The sequence below is a fragment of the Pseudomonas sp. 37 R 15 genome, assembly GCF_900004865.1.
Lineage (GTDB): Bacteria > Pseudomonadota > Gammaproteobacteria > Pseudomonadales > Pseudomonadaceae > Aquipseudomonas > Aquipseudomonas fluorescens_AM.
This window is the reverse complement of sequence record NZ_CVTV01000056.1, coordinates 30,911-50,185: the sequence shown is the minus strand read 5'-3', so window position 1 is coordinate 50,185 and position 19,275 is coordinate 30,911. Positions and strand designations below refer to the sequence as shown.

Below are 19,275 nucleotides of genomic sequence, written 5' to 3'. Positions count from 1 at the left end.
TCCTTAATGAAAATGCCCGTCGAGTGTGATCGCACCCTCGGCTCGCTCATGGTCCAGCCACGTGGTCCAACCCAGGCGGCACACATTGTTTGCGCCGATGTGCAGCGCCCGGATTTCGCCGGCCGCCAGCACCAGGCGCAGGTCAAATTGCAGCGCATCCGGCGCGGTTAAACGCACCAGCGAACACGCCGGGGCATACGCCGTTCCCGTGGGGAGAAAATCGTGAAAACGCTGCCAACCCAACGCCGTGATATGCACCCTGAACTTGCCGCTGCGGTCAGCGATCCGGCGCCCCAACACCAGGTCCTGGCCAAGCTCACAGTTGGCGCGGCCCAAGTCATTGCACTGCGACTGCGCAACGTCCACCGTGCGTGCGACCCATTGCTCGATGAACACCGAGGCATGTTTGAAGTAATACCGCAGGACGGTCTCGATCAACGTCGCCGAGTGCGTTCGCAGGCTCAGCAGCCCGAGGTAAGGCAACAAGCGCTTGCAATCGAGACGCGAGGCCCCTCGTATCGCGTGACTGCCGAGGCCGATCAGCGCAAACATCTGCTGTGAAAACCCATCACGGGCGCCCTGTTGGAAACAGGCCGGGTAACGGTATTTCCGCCAGATCGGTAACATCAGGCGGTGCAGTCGGTGGTGGAACACATCGAGGAAATCGCGCGTGGGATTGCCACCCGCTCGTTCCGCCAATGCCTGCTCAGCATAAAACGCGGGCAATGGTGAACCCGCGCCGAACAATCCCAGCACATTGATGCGCAGGCGCGCACGCAAGGTCCCGTGGTCGATGAAAAACGCCACGTGATCGATATCGTGTCCTGCAAACCCCAGGCCTGGATTGGCCTGGAATTCCAGCAGGTCGTACAGCGCATCCTCATCCAGCCGTGGATGGGCTTCGCGTAAGCGTGCGACCACCTGCACCACCGCCTGGAACAGCGTGTATTCGCGGATGACACGGCACAGCCGAGTCAAAGCAGGGGTTGCTGCCCCATCTGGAACGGCCATAGATACACGTCTCCTTGTGTGCTGATCACTCGCAACTCGTGATAGGAATTGAGGCTGGCGTACAGCGCAAAGAACTGATTGAGGACCGAAGCAAACACAAACAGATCGCCTTGGCCGGCAAACCCCAGGGGGTCCACCGTCAGGTCCACGCGCAATCCGCGAATCGGTAGGCCACGGTGCAAGCGGTCAACCGCTTCATGCTGGATGGAGCGCAGCGCGCCCAACTTTTTCCGGCTGATGTTCAGCGCCTGTCGATCGTGATAGCGCGGCAGATCGTAGGTTTCGAGAATCACCCTCAGCGCGTTGATATCGGTCAACGACAGATAGTTGAGCGACATGTTGCTGATCAGCTTCCAGAGGTAATCCTGGTCCAGCGGCGGCGCAAAACTCGCGGTTGGCGCGGTGATATTGCAAAACGTCAACGACTCGGGGGTGTGCTCGCCGGGCTGGTTGATGTCACCGGCCCGTAACTGTCGCGGCAGGCCTGCGTTGGTGCACGTCAGCTCGATCGACAGGGTTTCCGGGCCCTGCTCGCGACGACCGTCAAACCCTATCCAGGTAGCCAGCCCGTCATGCTGTACCGAAGGCCGTTGACGGATGCTGAAGCTGGGAGACGCCCCCGCAGTCTGCAGGTCGCCGTCATGCTCGAAGGACTCAAAGGGCACATACGTCTGATACCCCACGCCACCGGGCCGCCATCCTGTAACACGGTCAACCGAAAACACACCGGCATTTCCAGGGGAGTATTCCCCGGGCAACAGGAGGTATTCGTCCTGTTTTCCGTCCAGCCGAATGGGTATCGCATCGTGATTGAACAGGTTGACGATAGGCGTGCAGTACAGCTTCACGTTGTCCAGGGTGGGGCGTGCAAGCGCACGGCCCTGGCCGCACAGCTCGAAGCGCAACAGCATGCCGTGTGCCTGTTTGAGGATTTCCTGGGGAAACCGATGGAGGGCAGCCAACCCTTCGATATCGACAAACAGGTACTTCTCGGGAAACGTGAAATATTCCTGCAGGTGGCGATAACCACAAAAGGTGTTTTGCGGGTAGGGAATCAGTGCGTGTTCCTGTGCAAACCCCACCGGCCGGACCTGGCTGGCGCTGAGCCGCAGCGTGGCCGGCTGATCGTCGACCCCGTTGACCGGCGAACCGCTCTGGTCCAATAGCTGCACCTGAATGCTGTCCAGATGGCGCAACAGGCCAAGGTACAGGCCTTGGCTGATATAGCGGTCTCCGGCCAGGTGCAGGCGCAACGAATCGAATGCCAACGCACTGAAATTACCCTCTGCGCTCATGGTCAGGCGCAGGTCCAACCAGTCCACTGCACCCTGGTAGGTGTAATCCAGGCTACGCAGTTGCAACGGCATGACATCGGTGGCATAGCAGGTTTTGAAACGGCAACGTTCGCCCTTGATGGGCAGGCTTTCCACGGCGGTATCCCGTGCCACTCGAACACTGGGGCCGGCGCACTTCAACGGGTCAAATTGCAGGATGCTCAAAGCAGGCATCGGCCGCATGTAGTTGGGCCATAACAGATGCATCAACGAATGCGTCAGCTCAGGCAGCTCGTCATCCAGCTTCTGACGCAGGCGCGCGGTCAGAAACGCAAAGCCCTCCAGCAAGCGCTCCACATCCGGGTCCTGACCGGCCTCGGCGAGAAACGGTGCCAGGGCCGGGTTGCGCTCGGAAAAGCGCCGCCCGAGTTGCCGCAGGGCACTGAGTTCGCTTTGAAAATAACGGTTAAAGGCCATCTGCGCAGACCTCCACTTGCCCTGCATCCGCCAGACGCGCATGGAACACGACAGATTGGGTGCCACCGTCAATAAGCAGTCCGGCATCAATGGCAAAGGCCAATACCAACGTTTCGTGCACGCGGGGGAGCACCCTGACGCGTACATTCACCAGCCGTGGTTCGTAGGCCTGGATGAAGCGCTCGATCAGCAGCCGCGACTGGGTCAGGGATTCGTGCAGGCTGAGCCGCCTATCATTGAGATCAGGCAAGCCGTAATCCGGCAGCGTCTGGACGCTGCCTGCACGGGTGCTGAGCATTTTCGTCAAATGCGCGGCGACGGACGTCACGCGGCACACGCTGGCGGACGCGTCGGGCTCAAGGCGCTCGAAGAGGCTTCTGTAGTGGCGCATTCCCTGGCCTCGACTCATTCTTTATCGAGCTTGCCGACAAGGGACAAGGTGAAGTCTGCCCCCATGTACTTGAAATGCGGCCGTACGCTCAAACTGACGCGGTACCAGCCCGGGTCACCCTCGACATCGCTGACGACAATGCGCGCTGCACGCAGTGGACGCCGCCCGCGCACTTCTGCACTGGGATTCTCCTGATCCGCTACGTATTGGCGAATCCACTTGTTGAGTTCCAACTCCAGGTCGGTCCGTTCCTTCCACGAGCCCAATTGTTCACGTTGCAGAACCTTGAGGTAGTGGGCCAGGCGATTGACCACCATCATGTAAGGCAACTGGGTACCCAGCCGGTAGTTCAGTTCGGCTGCCTTGCCCTCTTCGCTGATGCCGAACGTCTTGGGTTTCTGCACAGAGCTGGCGGAAAAGAAGGCTGCATTGTCACTGCCCTTGCGCATGGTCAGGGCGATGAACCCTTCTTGCGCCAACTCATATTCGCGCCGGTCTGAAACCAGTACCTCGGTAGGAATCTTGGTTTCAATCTCACCCATGCTCTGGAAGTGATGCAACGGCAGGTCCTCGACCGCTCCCCCACTCTGGGGCCCGATGATGTTGGGGCACCAGCGAAAGCGCGCGAAGCTGTCGGTCAGGCGCGTAGCGAAGGCGTACGCCGTATTGCCCCACAGGTAGTGTTCGTGGCTGTTGACCACAGTTTCCCGGTAGGCAAAGGTTTTGACCGGGCATTCAAGGGGGTCGTACGGCGTGCGCAGCAAAAAGCGCGGTACCGTGAGGCCGATGTAGCGAGCATCTTCGCTCTGGCGAAAACTCTGCCACTTGGCAAACTGAGGGCCTTCGAAATGATCCCTGAGGTCCTTGAGGTCAGGTAGGCCGGTAAAGCTTTCCAGACCGAAGAAACCTGGCCCTGCGGCCGCGATGAACGGGGCGTGAGCCATACCGGCAACACCCGCCACGTATTGCATGAGTTTTACATCAGGCGCGCTGGGCGAGAGGAAGTAGTTGGCGATGATCGCCCCTACCGGCTGCCCGCCAAACTGGCCGTATTCGGCACTGTAGATGTGCTTGTAGAGCCCCGACTGGGTAACTTCCGGGGAATCTTCGAAATCGTCCAACAGGTCCTGCCGCGAGACATTCAGCAGTTCTATCTTGATGTTCTCACGGAAGTTGGTGCGCTCGACCAGCAGTTGCAGCCCTCGCCAGGCCGACTCCAGTGCCTGAAACTCCGGGTGGTGCAGAATCTCATCCATTTGCCGGCTGAGCTTGGCATCAATCTCGGCGATCATCCGATCGACCAGACGTTTCTTGACCGGTTCTTCGCGGTTGTGAGGCTTGACCAGTTCTTCGATAAACGCCGACACACCGCGCTTGGCAATGCTATACGCCTCGTCATCGGCACTCAGCAACGTCTGGGCAATGATGTTGTCGAGAATGCTGCACGCGTCGGCGGCGTTTGGCAGGGGCTGCGGGTCATGCTGGGTAGTCGTCATGGTGTCAGTGTCCTTTTACTGAATAGGTTCGGCATCAGCGTTGCTCAGCCCCAGCTCGGCCAGTACCCGAACACGGGAGTCGTCATCGGCCAGTGCCTGCTCAATGGCTTTGCGAAAGCTCGGGGTGTTGCCCAGCGGCCCCTTGAGCGCCACCAATGCCTCTCGCAGCACCATCAGCTTTTGCAGCTGCGGTATCTGCTCGACCAGGTTGGCGGGGTTGAAATCCTTCATCGAGTTGATCCGGACCTGGATCGCCAGGTCTTCGACGTCAGCGTCTTCCTGGAGGCGATTGGGCACGCTCAATGTCAAGTTCAGGGCCTGTTTGGCCAACACCTCATCGAAGCTGTTCCTGTCGATTCCGATAGGCTTGCGGTCCTCAAGCTTGCGCGGGTCCTCGCGTTGTGAAAAATCCCCCAGCGCCAGCAGTTTCAACGGCAGCTCAACTTCTTCCTGCGCACCACCAACCGCGGGTTTGAAGGTGATATTGATACGTTCCTTGGGTGCTACCGAACCGTCTTTGGCCATGGTGTTTCTCCTTATGATGATTTTTTATTCGAGTACCGCTTCCAGATCGAAATGGCACAACCGGCGGTGCGTGGCGTCCTTGCTTTCGCGCACGGCGTGGCTTTGTGGCAACAGGTCATAGCAGCGGTACAGAAGCCGACCGACGTGCAAGGCCAGTTCCGGCTCCCAGCGGTCCAGGCCCGCGCGCTGTAATTCGAGGTCCAGCTGTTCCAGTTGAATCCTGCCCAAGTCAGGCTTGCCCGCCCGCACGCATAACCTGGCCAGCGCCAGCCGCCAATGAAAGCGCGCGCGTTCACTGCACGCGCTCTTCAAACCTTGCGTGAGCACGCTCACTGCAGTCTTGAGCCCCTCCTTGCGCAAGCTTGGCATGGCCGCCTGCAAGGCGGCTTCCCAGGGTTCGCTGCCGACATCGGCGACAGCATTGAAAGACTCGGGTTTGTGCAGGTGGCGAATCACATGGAGCGTGATCCACTCACAGGTCGCCGGGGCCGCAAACGGGGTACCGTCGTCAAAGCGCAATTCAGGCAGGTTCGGCAAACGTTGCAATAACAGCGCGAAACTCATTTCCAGCTCAGTCATCGCCTGGCTCGCATGCAAGGCTTCAAGGCATTCCCAGACCATGCGCAGGCCATCGAACCAGAACAATGCGCCCGCCAGGCTGGCCTCGAGTTCAAGCAACAGCTCGGCGTGATGGCCGTGACTGAGACGATCCTGGTAACGGTTAAGCTTGTCGGGAGCCAGCGGGCGCAACGCCGTCACCCCCTCACTGTTGGCATCGGGATAGTTGACGAGGCTCAGCCAGGCCAAGGTGCGTCCCAGACGCAAGGCGCGCAGGTCGGTGGCATTCTGGCGCAACCACCAGGTACATAACGTGCGGGCCTGTTCCTGTAAGGCGCGCAGCGCTTTGTGGGCATCCTTCTCGTTGTTGATGGGCGATTCAGGCTTGAGCAGTTGCGTGCCCGCCTGCTTGACCTGGGCAATGACGCCCGCGATGCCCGCCGGCTCCACACCGCCTTGTGTGGCACGCGCCAGACGCTCCGCCAGTTGTCGTCGGCTCGGCAACAACAACGGCGCATCGCTACCCAGATGCTCGTTCAACAGTTCATCAAGGCGTACGAGGTGTTCATGCAGTGCCCGGAACAAGGGCAACTGGTCGACAAGAGACAGGTTATGCGAGAAGAGCGAGTCGAGGCGCGTCACCAGCCAGCCCAACGCGGCAACGCGGGTACGTGGCTTGGCGGGATACACCGGTGCCCAGTGATGCTCACAGAGATAAACCAGCAAACCAAGACCGGCCAGCAACCCAGGAAATGAATCACGCTGGTGCAGCGCCCAGGTCAGCCATACAGCGACGCGAAGATCCTTGGATTGCTCACGCAGCATGCGCTCACTGATGTCGCAGACCTGCTGCCAATTCGGCAGGCTCCCACCATGTATCGATTGTGTCTTGGCGACCTCGGTTTCCACGGTTTCAAACTCACTCGAAAACCGCACGTCGTTGCCAGCGAAATTCCCTGGCGAACAGGGGGTTCGTGCAAGTTCCTGGTAATAAGCATAAAGCTTTTCTGAATGAACCATTTTTGGCCGCACACAACTAAGAAGGCAGAATAGGCAAACCAGATACCATGAAACACGTATCTGAGTGCCGCTAACCCCGCGTTCAACACGCTACGAAGTGAACAAACCTTAGCCACCTTAAAAACAACCAGCAAGCCGCAGAGCAGGACTTAAGGAATTTCCTACGACCCTCTAAAATCGTGGCCTGCGCAAGGATTTGCGCACTTAATCAACTGAAAAATCCTTCAATTATCCGCACCTGCGCTTAATCGCTCACTCACCACCACGAGCAATTAACTGCGCACTTATGCGCAACTTCAATTACTGAATAACCGCCAAAAACCCACAACGCATTGAGCTATTAAATTTTTCCAACCAGATCGCCCTGACTTCATTGACCCACGCACTTTCCGGCACGCTTTTTGTTATAGGCCTTTAACCGCCCGGCAACTTTGCTGTTCGGGGGTACCTACTCAATCAGACAAGGAAACCCGTCATGCCAACACCCGCGTACCTCTCCATCACCGGTGTCAAACAAGGTTTGATCACCGCAGGTACATTTACCCAGGACTCGGTAGGAAACATTTATCAGGAAGGCCATGAAGATCAGATCCTGGTCCAGGCGTTTGCGCATCAGGTGATCATTCCCCGGGATCCGCAATCGGGGCAGCCTACCGGCCAGCGTGCACACAAACCGCTGATGATCAGCAAGGTCTTCGACAAGTCCTCGCCCCTGCTATTCAGTGCACTGACTTCGGGAGAAGAAGTGTCGTGCCGGCTGGAATGGTTTCGTACCTCTTCGGCAGGCACCCAGGAGCACTACTTCACCGTCGAACTGGAAGGCGCGACGATTGTGGACATCCAGTCGCGCATGCCCAATTGCCAGGACCCGGACAACGCCCATTTCACCCACCTGGAGGACGTGTACTTCAGCTATCGCAAGATCGTCTGGACCCATGAAGTAGCCGGCACGTCCGGCTCTGATGACTGGCGCAATCCTGTGGCCAGCTGACCGCGGCGCAGGCGGGAACGGTCCAGGGAAGGCACCGTTCCTGCTGGGACTACACCATGGCCAGCGGGTGCTTGCGCTTGGGCGCGCCAAACACGCGATCAATGGCGTCCAGGTCATGCTCGTCCAATACCAGCTTCGCAGCGGCAGCGTTTTGCCGTATGTGTTCGGGCGTCACTGCCTTGGGGATGGCAATGACGCCCTCCTGACGCAAGACCCAGGCGAGGGCGACTTGCGCAGCGGTCGCCTCATGGCGATGGGCGATCTGCTTGAGCGTCGGGCTCGCCAACAGTGCACCGCCCTGGGCGACAGGACAGTAAGCCATCAGGGGCAAATGGTGCTGTTGCCACCACGGCAGCAGGTCGAATTCAATACCACGCTCTTCAATGTTGTAGAGCACCTGATTGGTTGCGCACACAGGGGATGCCAGTTCCTGCAGGTCTGCCACATCAAAATTGGAAACCCCCCAACGGCCGATCTTGCCTGCTTCGCGCAAACGCTCGAACGCTTCGACGGTTTCTTCAAGAGGGTACTGGCCGCGCCAGTGCAGCAGGTACAGATCGATGTAGTCGGTGCCCAGGCGCTGAAGGCTCGCTTCGCACGCGCGGGGCACACCCGTGCGGCTGGCATTGTGCGGGTACACCTTGCTCACCAGGAATACCTGGTCGCGCCTGCCCTGGATGGCCTCGCCGACCACCTTTTCCGCACCGCCTTCGCCATACATTTCAGCGGTGTCGATCAGGGTCAGGCCCTCGTCGATACCCAGTTGCAATGCGCCCACTTCGGCGCGGCGCCGGTTCGGGTCTTCGCCCATGCGCCAGGTTCCCTGGCCGATGACAGGGACGGGAACGCCGGCCAGATCGATAGTACGCATGACAACCTCCTGATGAGTTCGCGAATTAACAGTGTGGCATTGACCGGACAAAAGGGTTCAATCGCAGTATGGTTGGCCTTTGATCAATCGCCAGGAATCACCCGCAATGCTGTTTGTTGTCATGCTCGGGGGCAAGCACCCCAGGGCCCGGATCGAAGTACACGATGTGGCGTTTGCCGTCGCGGATACGCTGCAAGCCACCTACCCGCAATTGCGCGACGCCTGGTTTGGCAGCCCCAAGGGCGTGCACATCGATTCGTGGATGGCGGTCGATGGTGTCGACGGCTGGAAGGTCCAATTCAGCCAATTGGCGCCGCACGGCGAGGCGCCTCACTTGTATTTCATCAACCTGGGCGGCTATGAGGCCAACAGCTTTGGCGAGGCCCATCACTACCTGTTGCTGGTCGCGCGCGACAAACGCGAAGCGATGAGCAAGGGCAAGCAGCACCTGTTGCGCCACTGGTCCCAGGCCCACACCGACGCGGTCATGGATATCGACGATTGTCTGCCCATCGACCTGGTGGACGGTCGCTATATCCATCTGGTCAAGGGCCCGCACGCCCCCATCGTCCAGCAGAACGACTACATCGTTTTGGCCTGAAACCCGCGCGCCAGGCCATTCCTCAGCCGGTCAGGCACGCCGGTGGAACTTTGCCGGGAAATAACCGCCTGAATCCGGTAGGCTCACCGTTTTTCACTTAAGGAGTTATTTTCCATGGCCAAAGCCACCGCCCGCCACATCCTCGTTTCCACTGAAGAAAAGTGCAACGAACTCAAGACCCAGATCGAAGGCGGCGCTGATTTCGCCGAAGTCGCCAAAGCCAACTCCAGCTGCCCGTCCAGCCGTCAAGGCGGTGACCTGGGTTCGTTCGGCCCAGGCCAGATGGTCAAGGAATTCGACAGCGTCGTCTTCAGCGCCCCGGTCAATACCGTACAAGGCCCGGTAAAAACCCAGTTCGGTTATCACCTGCTGGAAGTCACCAGCCGCCAGGACTGATCGGTCCGTGCTGATGCTGTAAACAACGGCCCGCCATTTGGTGGGCCGTTGTGCATGTGATGACTGACGACGCTTAAGTCGTTAACGTACCGCTCTCTATTTATGTTCATCCGCGCTCAAGGCTGATAATGCGATTGGCTTTTCCAAAACTGTTGAGCATCACCCTGGTCCTGTTCCTGACAGGCACCGCCGTGATAGCAGCGCCACAAGCCTCCCTCACGGTGTACGGCGAGCCGGCCAAATACCCCGACGGCTTCAGCCATTTCGACTATGCCAACCCGGATGCGCCCAAAGGCGGCAGCCTGCGCCGCTCCGCCCTGGAGATCGGGCGCTTTGACCATGTCTTGCCGTATATCGACAAAGGCATCGGCGTGTCCCAGGTGGATGGCTGGCTGTATGCGCCGCTGGCCCAGCGCTCCCTGGACGAGCCTTATACGGTCTACGGCCTGGTTGCCGAAAAAATGGAGCGCGCCGACGACGGTCTGTCGCTGCGTTTCTACCTCAACCCCAAGGCGCGTTTTGCCGATGGCAAACCGATTACCGCCGAAGACGTGCGTTACAGCTTCGATTTATTGATGACCCAAGGCAGCCTGCGTTTTCGCACGCTGTTTGCCGACGTCAAGCATGTCGAAGTCGAAGGCGAGCGCCAGGTGCGTTTCGACTTTGCCAGCAATGAAAACCGCACCCTGCCCCTGGATATCGCCACCCTGCCAGTGTTTCCCGAACATTGGTGGAAGACCCGCGACTTCGCCAATGGCGGCGGCTATGAAGCCCCTCTGGGCAGTGGCCCGTATAAAGTGAGCAAGATCGACTCCGGCAGCACCATCACCTTTACCCGCGATCCCGATTGGTGGGGCAAGGATTTGCCCGTCAGCCGTGGCCTCTACAACTTCGATCACCTGAGCCTGGAGTATTTCGGCGACACCGAAGTGGCGCGCCAGGTGCTGCGCGGCGGCGCCTACGATTTCAACCGGGAGTTTTCCGCCACCGGCTACTCCATCGGCTATAACGGCCCGGCCCTTGACGATGGCCGCCTGCAGCGCGCGCATTTGGCCAAGGAGATGCCGCAGCCGGCTCAGGGCTATGTGTTCAATGTGCAAAAGCCGATGTTCAAGGACCGTCGCGTGCGCCAGGCCCTGGCCATGCTATGGGATTTCGAATGGGCCAACCGGCAGATGATGCGCAACCTGTACATCCGTCAGCAGAGCTATTTCTCCAATAGCCCGCTTGCCGCCACCCAGTTACCGACCCAGGAAGAACTGGCGATCCTTGAACCCTTGCGCGGGCAGATTCCCGATGAAGTGTTTACCCAGGTGTTCAAGGCGCCTGTCACCGATGGCAGCGGCGTGATCCGCGATAAGCAGTTGCAGGCCCTGGCCCTGCTGGAGCAAGCGGGCTGGAAGCCTGACGGCGACAGACTGGTCAATGCCGAGGGCGAGCCGCTGGCATTCACCTTCCTCAATGCCCAGGCGGGTGTGGAACGTCTGCTGCTGCCGTACAAGCGCAACCTGGCGCAAATCGGTATCACCTTGAATATCCGCCGCATCGACTCCTCCCAATACGTCAACCGCTTGATGGCACGGGATTACGACATGATTGTCACCGGCTTTCCGGTCACGGCATCGCCGGGCATGGAGCTGTACAATTTCTTCGGTTCCGCCGCCGCGTTCGATCCGGGCGCCAATAACTATATGGTGCTGCAGGATCCGGCCGTCGACAGCCTGGTCAAGGGCCTGGTCAAGGCCGACACCCAGGCGCAGATGCTCACCTACGCCCACGCGCTGGATCGGGTGCTGCAATGGAACTACCTGTGGATTCCCAATTACTACCCACCCGGCACCTCCGCGGCGTGGTGGAATCGCTTCGGCCGCCCGGCCATCGAGGCGAAAAACGATGAAGCGCTGGAAACCTGGTGGGAAGTCAGCCCGACGCCGCTGACAGACGAGCAGATGCGCGCCAAGCTGGAACAACGTGGAGGTAAGCGCTGATGTTTGCCTATATCGTGCGGCGCCTGCTGTTGATCATCCCGACCCTGGTGATCATCCTGCTGGTCAATTTCGTGATCGTGCAGGCCGCGCCGGGCGGGCCGGTCGAACAAGCCATTGCCCACCTGCAAGGCATCGGCGGGGGCGGTGTCGCAGGCGCTGCCGGCGAAGGCATCAGCGGCTCGCGGGCCAGCCGCGGCCTGGACCCGAAACTGATCAAGGACATCGAAAAGCAATACGGCTTCGACAAGCCTGCGCCGGAACGCCTGTGGCTGATGCTCAAGAGCTACGCCCGACTGGACTTCGGCAACAGCTTCTTTCGCGGCGCGACGGTGATCGACCTGATCCTGGAAAAGATGCCGGTCACCATTTCCCTCGGCCTGTGGGCCACCTTGATTACTTACCTGGTGTCGATCCCCCTGGGGATACGCAAGGCGGTGCGCCATGGCAGCAGCTTTGATGTATGGAGCAGCACCGCCATCGTGATCGGCTATGCGATGCCGGCGTTCCTGTTCGCGATGTTCCTGATCGTAATATTTGCCGGCGGCACTTCGCTGAACTGGTTCCCGGTGCGCGGGTTGGTGTCGGAGAATTTCGAAGCACTGAGCACCGTGGGCAAGATCGCCGACTACTTCTGGCACCTGGTATTGCCGGTCACGGCGCTGGTGATCGGCGGGTTCGCCACCCTGACCATCCTCACCAAGAACTCGTTCCTCAACGAAATCACCCGACAGTACGTGGTGACCGCGCGCGCCAAGGGTTTGAGCGAGCGTCGCGTGCTCTACGGCCATGTGTTTCGCAACGCGATGCTGCTGGTGATTTCCGGGATTCCCCAGGCGTTCATCAGCGTGTTCTTCGCGGGCTCGCTGCTGATCGAGGTGATCTTCTCTCTCGATGGCCTGGGCCGCATGAGCTATGAGGCTGCGGTGTCGCGGGATTACCCGGTGGTGTTTGGTTCGCTGTTTATCTTTACCCTGTTCGGCCTCTTGATCAAACTCATCGGTGACCTCTGCTACACCCTGGTGGACCCGCGTATCGACTTTGCCGCGAGGAACGCCTGATGCTCAATCTGTCTCCCGTGGCACGTCGGCGTTTTGAGCGATTCAAGAAGAACCGTCGTGGCTGGTGGTCCCTATGGCTCTTCATCGGCCTGTTCATGCTGACACTGGGCGGCGAGCTGATCGCCAATGACAAGCCCCTGGTGCTCAGTTTCAAGAACGAGCTGTATTTCCCGGTATTCAAACGCTACACCGAGCAGCAGTTCGGCGGGCAACTGCCGTTCCAGGCCGACTACCGCAGTGACTACGTGCAAAAGCTGATAAGGCAGGACGGCGGCTGGATGCTGTTTCCCCCCATCCCCTTCAGCGACGACACACCCAACTATGAATTGACCCGCCCTGCCCCCAGCCCGCCGTCGACGGTGAACTGGCTGGGCACCGATGACCAGTCGCGGGATGTGCTGGCGCGGGTGATTTTCGGCGCGCGGGTGTCGATCCTGTTCGCCCTGGCGTTGACCGCGATCAGCGCGGCCATCGGCATCGCTGCTGGCGCATTGCAGGGTTACTACGGCGGCTGGGTGGACTTGCTCGGCCAACGCATCCTGGAGGTGTGGTCGGGCCTGCCGGTGCTGTACCTGCTGATTATTCTGTCGGGGTTCGTCGAGCCGAATTTCTGGTGGCTGCTGGGGATCATGGCGCTGTTCTCCTGGCTGGCCCTGGTGGATGTGGTGCGTGCCGAGTTCCTGCGCGGGCGCAACCTGGAGTACGTCAAGGCCGCACGCGCCCTGGGACTGGGCGACGGCAAGATCATCGCCCGGCATATCCTGCCCAATGCCATGACCGCGACCTTGAGCTATTTACCGTTCATCCTGACCGGGGCGATTTCGACCTTGAGCGCCCTGGACTTCCTCGGCTTCGGCATGCCGGCCGGCAGTGCTTCGCTGGGTGAGTTGATCGCCCAGGGCAAGCAGAACCTGCAAGCGCCGTGGCTGGGCCTGACGGCATTTTTCACCCTGGCGCTGATCCTGTCGCTGCTGGTGTTTATCGGCGAGGCGTTGCGTGATGCCTTCGACCCTCGCTCATGAGTGACCGCGTATGAACCTGATTGAAATCCGTGACCTGTGCGTGGCGTTCGGCGGCCAGACCGTGGTGCACAATGTGAGCCTGGACGTACGCCCAGGCGAATGCCTGGCGCTGGTTGGCGAGTCGGGCTCGGGCAAATCCGTGACCGCCCACTCGATCCTGCAATTGCTGCCCGAAGCCGGCGCGCACAGCACAGGCTCGGTGAAGTACCGTGGCCAGGAGTTGATGGGCGCGTCACCTGCGGCCCTGCAAAAGCTGCGCGGCAACCGCATTGCCATGATCTTTCAGGAGCCGATGACCTCGCTGAACCCGCTGCATACGGTCCAAAAGCAGATCGGCGAGACCCTGCTGCTGCACAAGGGCCTGGGCGGCAAGGCGGCGCAGGCGCGCATCCTCGAACTGCTCGACCTGGTGGGCATCCAGAAGCCGCGGGAGCGGCTCAAGGCCTATCCCCATCAACTCTCCGGTGGCCAGCGCCAGCGGGTGATGATCGCCATGGCCCTGGCCTGCGAGCCGGAGCTGCTGATTGCCGACGAACCCACCACCGCGCTGGACGTGACCGTGCAGCGCAAGATCCTGCTGTTGCTCAAGTCCCTGCAGCAACGCCTGGGCATGTCACTGCTGCTGATCAGCCATGACCTCAACCTGGTGCGCAGCATTGCCCAGCGGGTGTGCGTGATGCGCGCCGGAGAGATCGTCGAGCAGGCCGATTGCCAGACGCTGTTCACGGCGCCCCAGCACCCTTACAGCCGCCTGCTGCTGGACGCCGAGCCTTCCGGCGATGCGCTGTGCAGCGACGAGCGCGAGACGGTCTTGCAGGTCGATGACCTGACCGTGCAGTTTCGCCTCGGCGGCGGGCTTTTTCGGCCCAAGACCTACCTGCGCGCGGTGGACGGCATCAGCCTGAGCGTGCAACGGGGCAAGACCCTGGGGATTGTCGGCGAGTCCGGCTCGGGCAAGTCCACCCTCGGCCAGGCGATTTTGCGCTTGCTGGACTCCAGCGGCAGCATCCGCTTCCAGGGCCAGGCCCTCGACCCGCTCACTCATCAGCAGATGCGGCCGTGGCGCAAGCAGATGCAGGTCGTGTTCCAGGACCCCTATGGCAGCCTCAGTCCACGCATGTCAGTGCAGCAGATCATCAGCGAGGGCCTGCAAGTGCACGCCCCGTGCAGCCTCGACGCGCGCGAAGCGCAAGTGATCCAGGTCCTCAAGGATGTGGGCCTGGACCCCGCCAGCCGCCATCGCTACCCCCATGAGTTTTCCGGCGGCCAGCGGCAACGTATCGCCATTGCGCGTGCGCTGGTGCTCAGGCCGGCGCTGATGCTGCTGGATGAACCCACCTCGGCGTTGGACCGTACGGTGCAAAAACAAGTGGTGGCGCTGCTGCGCGAACTGCAGGAGAAATACGGCCTGACGTACCTGTTCATCAGCCATGACCTGGCGGTGGTGCGTGCGATGGCCCACGATATGATCGTGGTCAAGGACGGCAAGGTAGTGGAACGTGGCGCCAGTCATGACGTATTTGAGTCGCCGCAACACCCCTACACCCGGGAGCTTCTGGCAGCGGCGCACATTCCCCTGTAGGAGCGAGCTTGCTCGCGAAGAAATTGAATACTCCAAGTTCCTCCAGAAGCGCCGCGTTATCGTTGATAACCTTCGCGAGCAAGCTCGCGCCTACAGGATTTTGTACCCATGAGTACCAGCCTCAAGGATTACCAACAGGTTCGTGGCCTGGCTATCCAGTCGCTGTTCGAGATCATCGAGCAGTCCAGCGAAGGCACGGTGATTGTCGATCGCGACGCGAATATCGTCTGGATGAACGAACGCTACGCCAGGCGTTTCGGCCTGCAAAGCGCCGAGCAGGCCATCGGCCAACCCTGCGAGCAGGTGATTTCCAATAGCCTGTTGCGCCAGGTGGTGCGCAATGACCGGCCGATCCTGCTGGATATCCAGGACACGCCCAAGGGCCCGCTGGTGGTGATGCGCCTGCCGATCCACGATGAAGCGGGCGCGGTGATCGGTGCGATCGGGTTTGCGTTGTTCGATGAGCTGCGCAACCTGTCGCCGCTGATCGAACGCTACCTGAGCATGCAGCAGGAGCTGGCGTCCACCCGTTCGCTGTTGCGCTCGCGGCAAAGCAAATACAACTTCGCGCACTTTATCGGCACCAGCGCCGCCAGCCTTGAAGTCAAGCGCCGCGCGCGGCGCAGTGCGAGCGCCGAATCGCCGGTGCTGCTGCTCGGTGAAACCGGCACCGGCAAGGAACTGCTTGCCCAGGCCATCCATGGCGCGTCGCCACGCGCCCACAAGGCGTTCGTCAGCATCAACAGCGCGGCGATTCCCCATGACCTGCTCGAGGCTGAGTTTTTCGGCACCGCACCGGGTGCGTTTACCGGCGCCGACCGCAAGGGCCGGCCGGGAAAATTCCAGATCGCCCAGGGTGGCACGCTGTTTCTGGATGAGATCGGTGACATGCCGCTGCCCCTGCAAAGCAAGTTATTGCGGGTGCTGCAGGAAAAGGAATTCGAACCGGTGGGTTCCAACGAGATGCTGCACAGCGATGTGCGGGTGATTGCCGCCACCTCCATGGACCTGGAAGCGGCGATCAAGCGTGGCGAGTTCCGCGCAGACCTGTATTACCGCCTCAATGTCCTGCCGATCCAGGTGCCGCCGTTGCGTGAACGGCTGGAGGACATCCCCGCGCTGAGCGAAGCGATTCTGGAAGAACTGCGCAGCCGGCATGAGTTGAGCCCCGAAGCGCTGACACTGTTGGCCCACCATGCCTGGCCGGGCAATATCCGCGAGCTGCGCAATGTGCTTGAGCGGGCGGCGTTGTTGAGTGATGACCTGCTGTTGAACGCCGCACAGATCCGTGCGGCGATTGGTACGTTCAGCCCGGTGGCAAGCGGTGCGGTGGCCACGGTCGAGGGTGAGACGTTTGCGGCGGCGCGGGCGCGGTTTGATCGGCAGTTGATCGATGAGGCTTTGCAGGCGTGCGCGGGGAATGTGGTGGAGGCCGCCAAGCGGTTGGGGCTGGGGCGGTCGACGCTGTACAAGAAAATGATCGCCCTTGGGCTAACTCAGTCTCCCTAAAGAGACACTTCTCTCAATATAAAGACAATCCAATGTGGGAGGGGGCTTGCCCCCGATAGCAGTGTGTCAGGTTAAGCATATACACCTGATATACCGCCATCGGGAGCAAGCCCCCTCCCACATTGGAGCTGTGTTTGTCTCACTATTGAGACGGCCTCCAAAAAATTCAACGTAAACCTCACTAAATAACCTTTTATTTCAACAAGTTAAATACTTGGCACACATCTCGCTATAGCTCCCCAAAGCCCCACCCCACAACAATAACAATCCGATGGAGACACACCATGAGTGTGATCATTGCCCTGGCAGCGCTGGCGCTGCTGATGCTGGCTGCCTACCGTGGCTACAGCGTCATCCTGTTTGCCCCAATCGCTGCCCTTGGCGCTGTGCTGCTCACCGACCCGTCCGCTGTCGCTCCGGCCTTTACCGGGGTGTTCATGGAAAAGATGGTCGGCTTTATCAAGCTGTATTTCCCGGTGTTCCTGCTCGGCGCGGTGTTCGGCAAGCTGATCGAGCTGTCAGGCTTTTCGCGCTCGATTGTCGCCGCCGCCATTCGTGTGCTCGGTACGCGCCAGGCGATGCTGGTGATCGTACTGGTCTGCGCCCTGCTCACCTACGGCGGTGTGTCGCTGTTTGTGGTGGTCTTTGCGGTGTACCCGTTTGCGGCGGAGATGTTCCGCCAGAGCAATATCCCCAAGCGCCTGATCCCGGCCACCATCGCCCTTGGCGCGTTCTCGTTCACCATGGACGCCCTGCCCGGCACGCCGCAGATCCAGAACATCATCCCCAGCACCTTCTTCAACACCACGGCCTGGGCGGCGCCGTGGCTGGGGCTGATCGGTACGATCTTCGTATTCTGCGCCGGCATGCTGTACCTGGCGCGCCAACGCAACAAGGCCCAGCGCGCGGGCGAAGGCTATGGCACCGAGCTGCGCAACGAACCGGAAACCGCCGAGAACCTGACCCTGCCCAACCCCTGGATCGCGCTGTCGCCGCTGATTCTGGTGGGGGTGATGAACCTGCTGTTCACCCACTGGATCCCGCAGTGGTACGGCAAGACCCACAGCCTCAGTCTGCCCGGCATGAGCGCCCCGGTGACCACTGAAATTGCCAAACTCACTGCGATCTGGGCGGTGCAGGCGGCGTTGCTGGTGGGGATTATCGTGGTGCTGGTGTGCGGCTTCTCGGCGATCAAGAGCAAGCTGGCCGAAGGCAGTAAAAGTGCGGTCAGCGGCGCGTTGCTGGCAGCGATGAACACTGCCTCGGAATACGGTTTCGGTGCAGTGATCGCCTCGTTGCCGGGCTTTCTGGTACTGGCGGACTGGCTCAAGGGCATCCCCAACCCGCTGGTCAACGAAGCCATTACCGTGACCCTGCTGGCGGGGATTACCGGCTCCGCGTCCGGCGGCATGAGCATCGCCCTGGCAGCCATGTCCGAGAGCTTTATTTCAGCGGCCCATGCGGCCAATATCCCCCTTGAAGTGCTGCACCGGGTCGCGGCCATGGCCAGCGGCGGCATGGACACCCTGCCCCACAACGGCGCGGTCATCACGCTGTTGGCGGTGACCGGGCTGACTCACCGCGAAGCCTACAAGGACATTTTCGGCATCACGATCATCAAGACCCTTGCGGTGTTCGTGGTGATCGGTACTTTCTACGCCACCGGCATTGTGTGAGGTCTTCATGACGAGATTGAACGGCAAGACGGCTCTGGTCACCGGCTCCACCAGCGGCATCGGCCTGGGCATTGCCCTGAGCCTGGCCAAGGCCGGCGCCAACCTGATCCTCAACGGCTTCGGCGACGCCAGCGCGGTGATCGCCCAGGTGCAGGCATTGGGCGGCAAGGTCGGGCATCACCCGGCGGACGTCAGCGACCCGGCACAGATCGCCGAGATGCTCGCCTACGCCGAGCACGAGTTCGGCGGCGTCGACATTCTGGTCAATAACGCCGGCATCCAGCACGTGGCGGCAGTGGAAGACTTTCCGGTGGAGCGTTGGGACTCGATCATCGCCATCAACCTGTCATCGGTGTTCCACAGCACCCGCTTGAGCCTGCCGGGCATGAAGGCCAGGGGCTGGGGACGCATCGTCAATATCGCCTCGGTGCATGGCCAGGTCGGTTCGGTGGGCAAGGCAGCCTATGTGGCGGCCAAGCACGGGGTAATCGGCCTGACCAAAGTCGTGGGCCTGGAAACCGCTACCAGCAACGTGACGTGCAATGCCATTTGCCCAGGCTGGGTACTGACGCCGCTGGTGCAGAAGCAGATTGATGATCGTGTGGCCAGTGGGGTGGAGCCGCAGCAGGCGCAGCAGGATCTGCTCGCGGAAAAACAGCCGTCGCTGGAGTTTGTGACGCCGTCACAGTTGGGTGAGTTGGTGCTGTTCTTATGCAGCGAGGCCGGCGCCCAGGTGCGGGGTGCGGCGTGGAACATCGATGGCGGCTGGCTGGCCCAATAACCCCAGGCAGTGGAGATCAAATGTGGGAGGGGGCTTGCCCCCGATGGC

17 protein-coding genes are annotated in these 19,275 nt (G+C 60.6%); 10 read left to right on the top strand and 7 right to left on the bottom strand.

The annotated features are described in order from the left end of the window. Positions 1-3: 3 nt before the first annotated feature. From tssG to tssA, 6 genes are read right to left on the bottom strand one after another with little or no spacing between them, the layout of a single operon-like run. Positions 4-1,011, bottom strand: coding sequence for a type VI secretion system baseplate subunit TssG (gene tssG / locus BFQ04_RS21300; protein ID WP_065952473.1), 1,008 nt, complete (start codon positions 1,009-1,011; stop codon positions 4-6). After that, on the bottom strand, positions 975-2,762 hold the full coding sequence (gene tssF / locus BFQ04_RS21295; protein ID WP_065952472.1) for a type VI secretion system baseplate subunit TssF: 1,788 nt from the start codon (positions 2,760-2,762) through the stop codon (positions 975-977). Before tssF ends, tssG begins: the two co-directional genes overlap by 37 nt. Beyond that, on the bottom strand, positions 2,752-3,153 hold the full coding sequence (gene tssE, locus BFQ04_RS21290; RefSeq protein WP_065952471.1) for a type VI secretion system baseplate subunit TssE: 402 nt from the start codon (positions 3,151-3,153) through the stop codon (positions 2,752-2,754). Before tssE ends, tssF begins: the two co-directional genes overlap by 11 nt. Before the next feature lie 14 nt (positions 3,154-3,167). Then, positions 3,168-4,649 carry a type VI secretion system contractile sheath large subunit gene (gene tssC, locus BFQ04_RS21285; protein ID WP_065952470.1) on the bottom strand — a complete coding sequence of 494 codons (1,482 nt, stop codon included), beginning with the start codon at positions 4,647-4,649 and terminating at the stop codon, positions 3,168-3,170. A 15-nt stretch (positions 4,650-4,664) separates the two neighbouring features. Continuing rightward, on the bottom strand, positions 4,665-5,174 hold the full coding sequence (tssB, locus tag BFQ04_RS21280; protein ID WP_065952469.1) for a type VI secretion system contractile sheath small subunit: 510 nt from the start codon (positions 5,172-5,174) through the stop codon (positions 4,665-4,667). A 24-nt stretch (positions 5,175-5,198) separates the two neighbouring features. Beyond that, a complete protein-coding gene (gene tssA, locus BFQ04_RS21275; RefSeq protein WP_065952468.1) occupies positions 5,199-6,752 on the bottom strand; it encodes a type VI secretion system protein TssA in 1,554 nt (517 codons plus the stop codon). A 475-nt stretch (positions 6,753-7,227) separates the two neighbouring features. On the opposite strand from tssA, the gene BFQ04_RS21270 reads away from it, so the two are divergent. Next, positions 7,228-7,743 carry an Hcp family type VI secretion system effector gene (locus BFQ04_RS21270; protein ID WP_065952467.1) on the top strand — a complete coding sequence of 172 codons (516 nt, stop codon included), beginning with the start codon at positions 7,228-7,230 and terminating at the stop codon, positions 7,741-7,743. A gap of 49 nt (positions 7,744-7,792) precedes the next feature. Here the strand turns inward: BFQ04_RS21270 and BFQ04_RS21265 are convergent, their stop codons facing one another. Then, complete coding sequence (locus tag BFQ04_RS21265; protein ID WP_065952466.1) at positions 7,793-8,614, bottom strand: aldo/keto reductase; 822 nt, start codon at positions 8,612-8,614, stop codon at positions 7,793-7,795. Positions 8,615-8,720: 106 nt separating this feature from the next. Here BFQ04_RS21265 and BFQ04_RS21260 point away from each other — a divergent pair, with 106 nt between their 5' ends. The 9 genes from BFQ04_RS21260 (at position 8,721) to BFQ04_RS21220 (ending at position 19,227) form a co-directional block, all read left to right on the top strand. After that, positions 8,721-9,215, top strand: a complete 495-nt coding sequence (locus BFQ04_RS21260) for a DUF1543 domain-containing protein (RefSeq protein ID WP_065952465.1) — start codon at positions 8,721-8,723, stop codon at positions 9,213-9,215. A 114-nt stretch (positions 9,216-9,329) separates the two neighbouring features. Next, positions 9,330-9,611: a peptidylprolyl isomerase gene (locus tag BFQ04_RS21255; protein WP_065952464.1), complete on the top strand. Its 282-nt coding sequence runs from the start codon at positions 9,330-9,332 to the stop codon at positions 9,609-9,611. A 128-nt stretch (positions 9,612-9,739) separates the two neighbouring features. Further along, positions 9,740-11,599: an extracellular solute-binding protein gene (locus BFQ04_RS21250; protein WP_065952463.1), complete on the top strand. Its 1,860-nt coding sequence runs from the start codon at positions 9,740-9,742 to the stop codon at positions 11,597-11,599. After that, entirely contained in the window at positions 11,599-12,657 is a 1,059-nt protein-coding gene (locus BFQ04_RS21245; protein WP_065952462.1) for a microcin C ABC transporter permease YejB, read from the top strand. The genes BFQ04_RS21250 and BFQ04_RS21245 overlap by 1 nt, the downstream gene beginning before the upstream one ends. Then, on the top strand, positions 12,657-13,679 hold the full coding sequence (locus BFQ04_RS21240) for an ABC transporter permease (RefSeq protein WP_065952461.1): 1,023 nt from the start codon (positions 12,657-12,659) through the stop codon (positions 13,677-13,679). The genes BFQ04_RS21245 and BFQ04_RS21240 overlap by 1 nt, the downstream gene beginning before the upstream one ends. A gap of 10 nt (positions 13,680-13,689) precedes the next feature. After that, positions 13,690-15,261 carry an ABC transporter ATP-binding protein gene (locus BFQ04_RS21235; RefSeq protein WP_065952460.1) on the top strand — a complete coding sequence of 524 codons (1,572 nt, stop codon included), beginning with the start codon at positions 13,690-13,692 and terminating at the stop codon, positions 15,259-15,261. 108 nt (positions 15,262-15,369) lie between these two features. Further along, positions 15,370-16,770 (top strand): sigma-54 interaction domain-containing protein, encoded by a 1,401-nt coding sequence (locus tag BFQ04_RS21230; protein WP_065952459.1) that lies wholly within the window; start codon positions 15,370-15,372, stop codon positions 16,768-16,770. A gap of 284 nt (positions 16,771-17,054) precedes the next feature. Continuing rightward, on the top strand, positions 17,055-18,446 hold the full coding sequence (locus BFQ04_RS21225) for a GntP family permease (protein ID WP_065952458.1): 1,392 nt from the start codon (positions 17,055-17,057) through the stop codon (positions 18,444-18,446). 7 nt (positions 18,447-18,453) lie between these two features. Next, a complete protein-coding gene (locus BFQ04_RS21220; RefSeq protein ID WP_065952457.1) occupies positions 18,454-19,227 on the top strand; it encodes a 3-hydroxybutyrate dehydrogenase in 774 nt (257 codons plus the stop codon). The last annotated feature ends 48 nt before the right edge of the window (positions 19,228-19,275 follow it).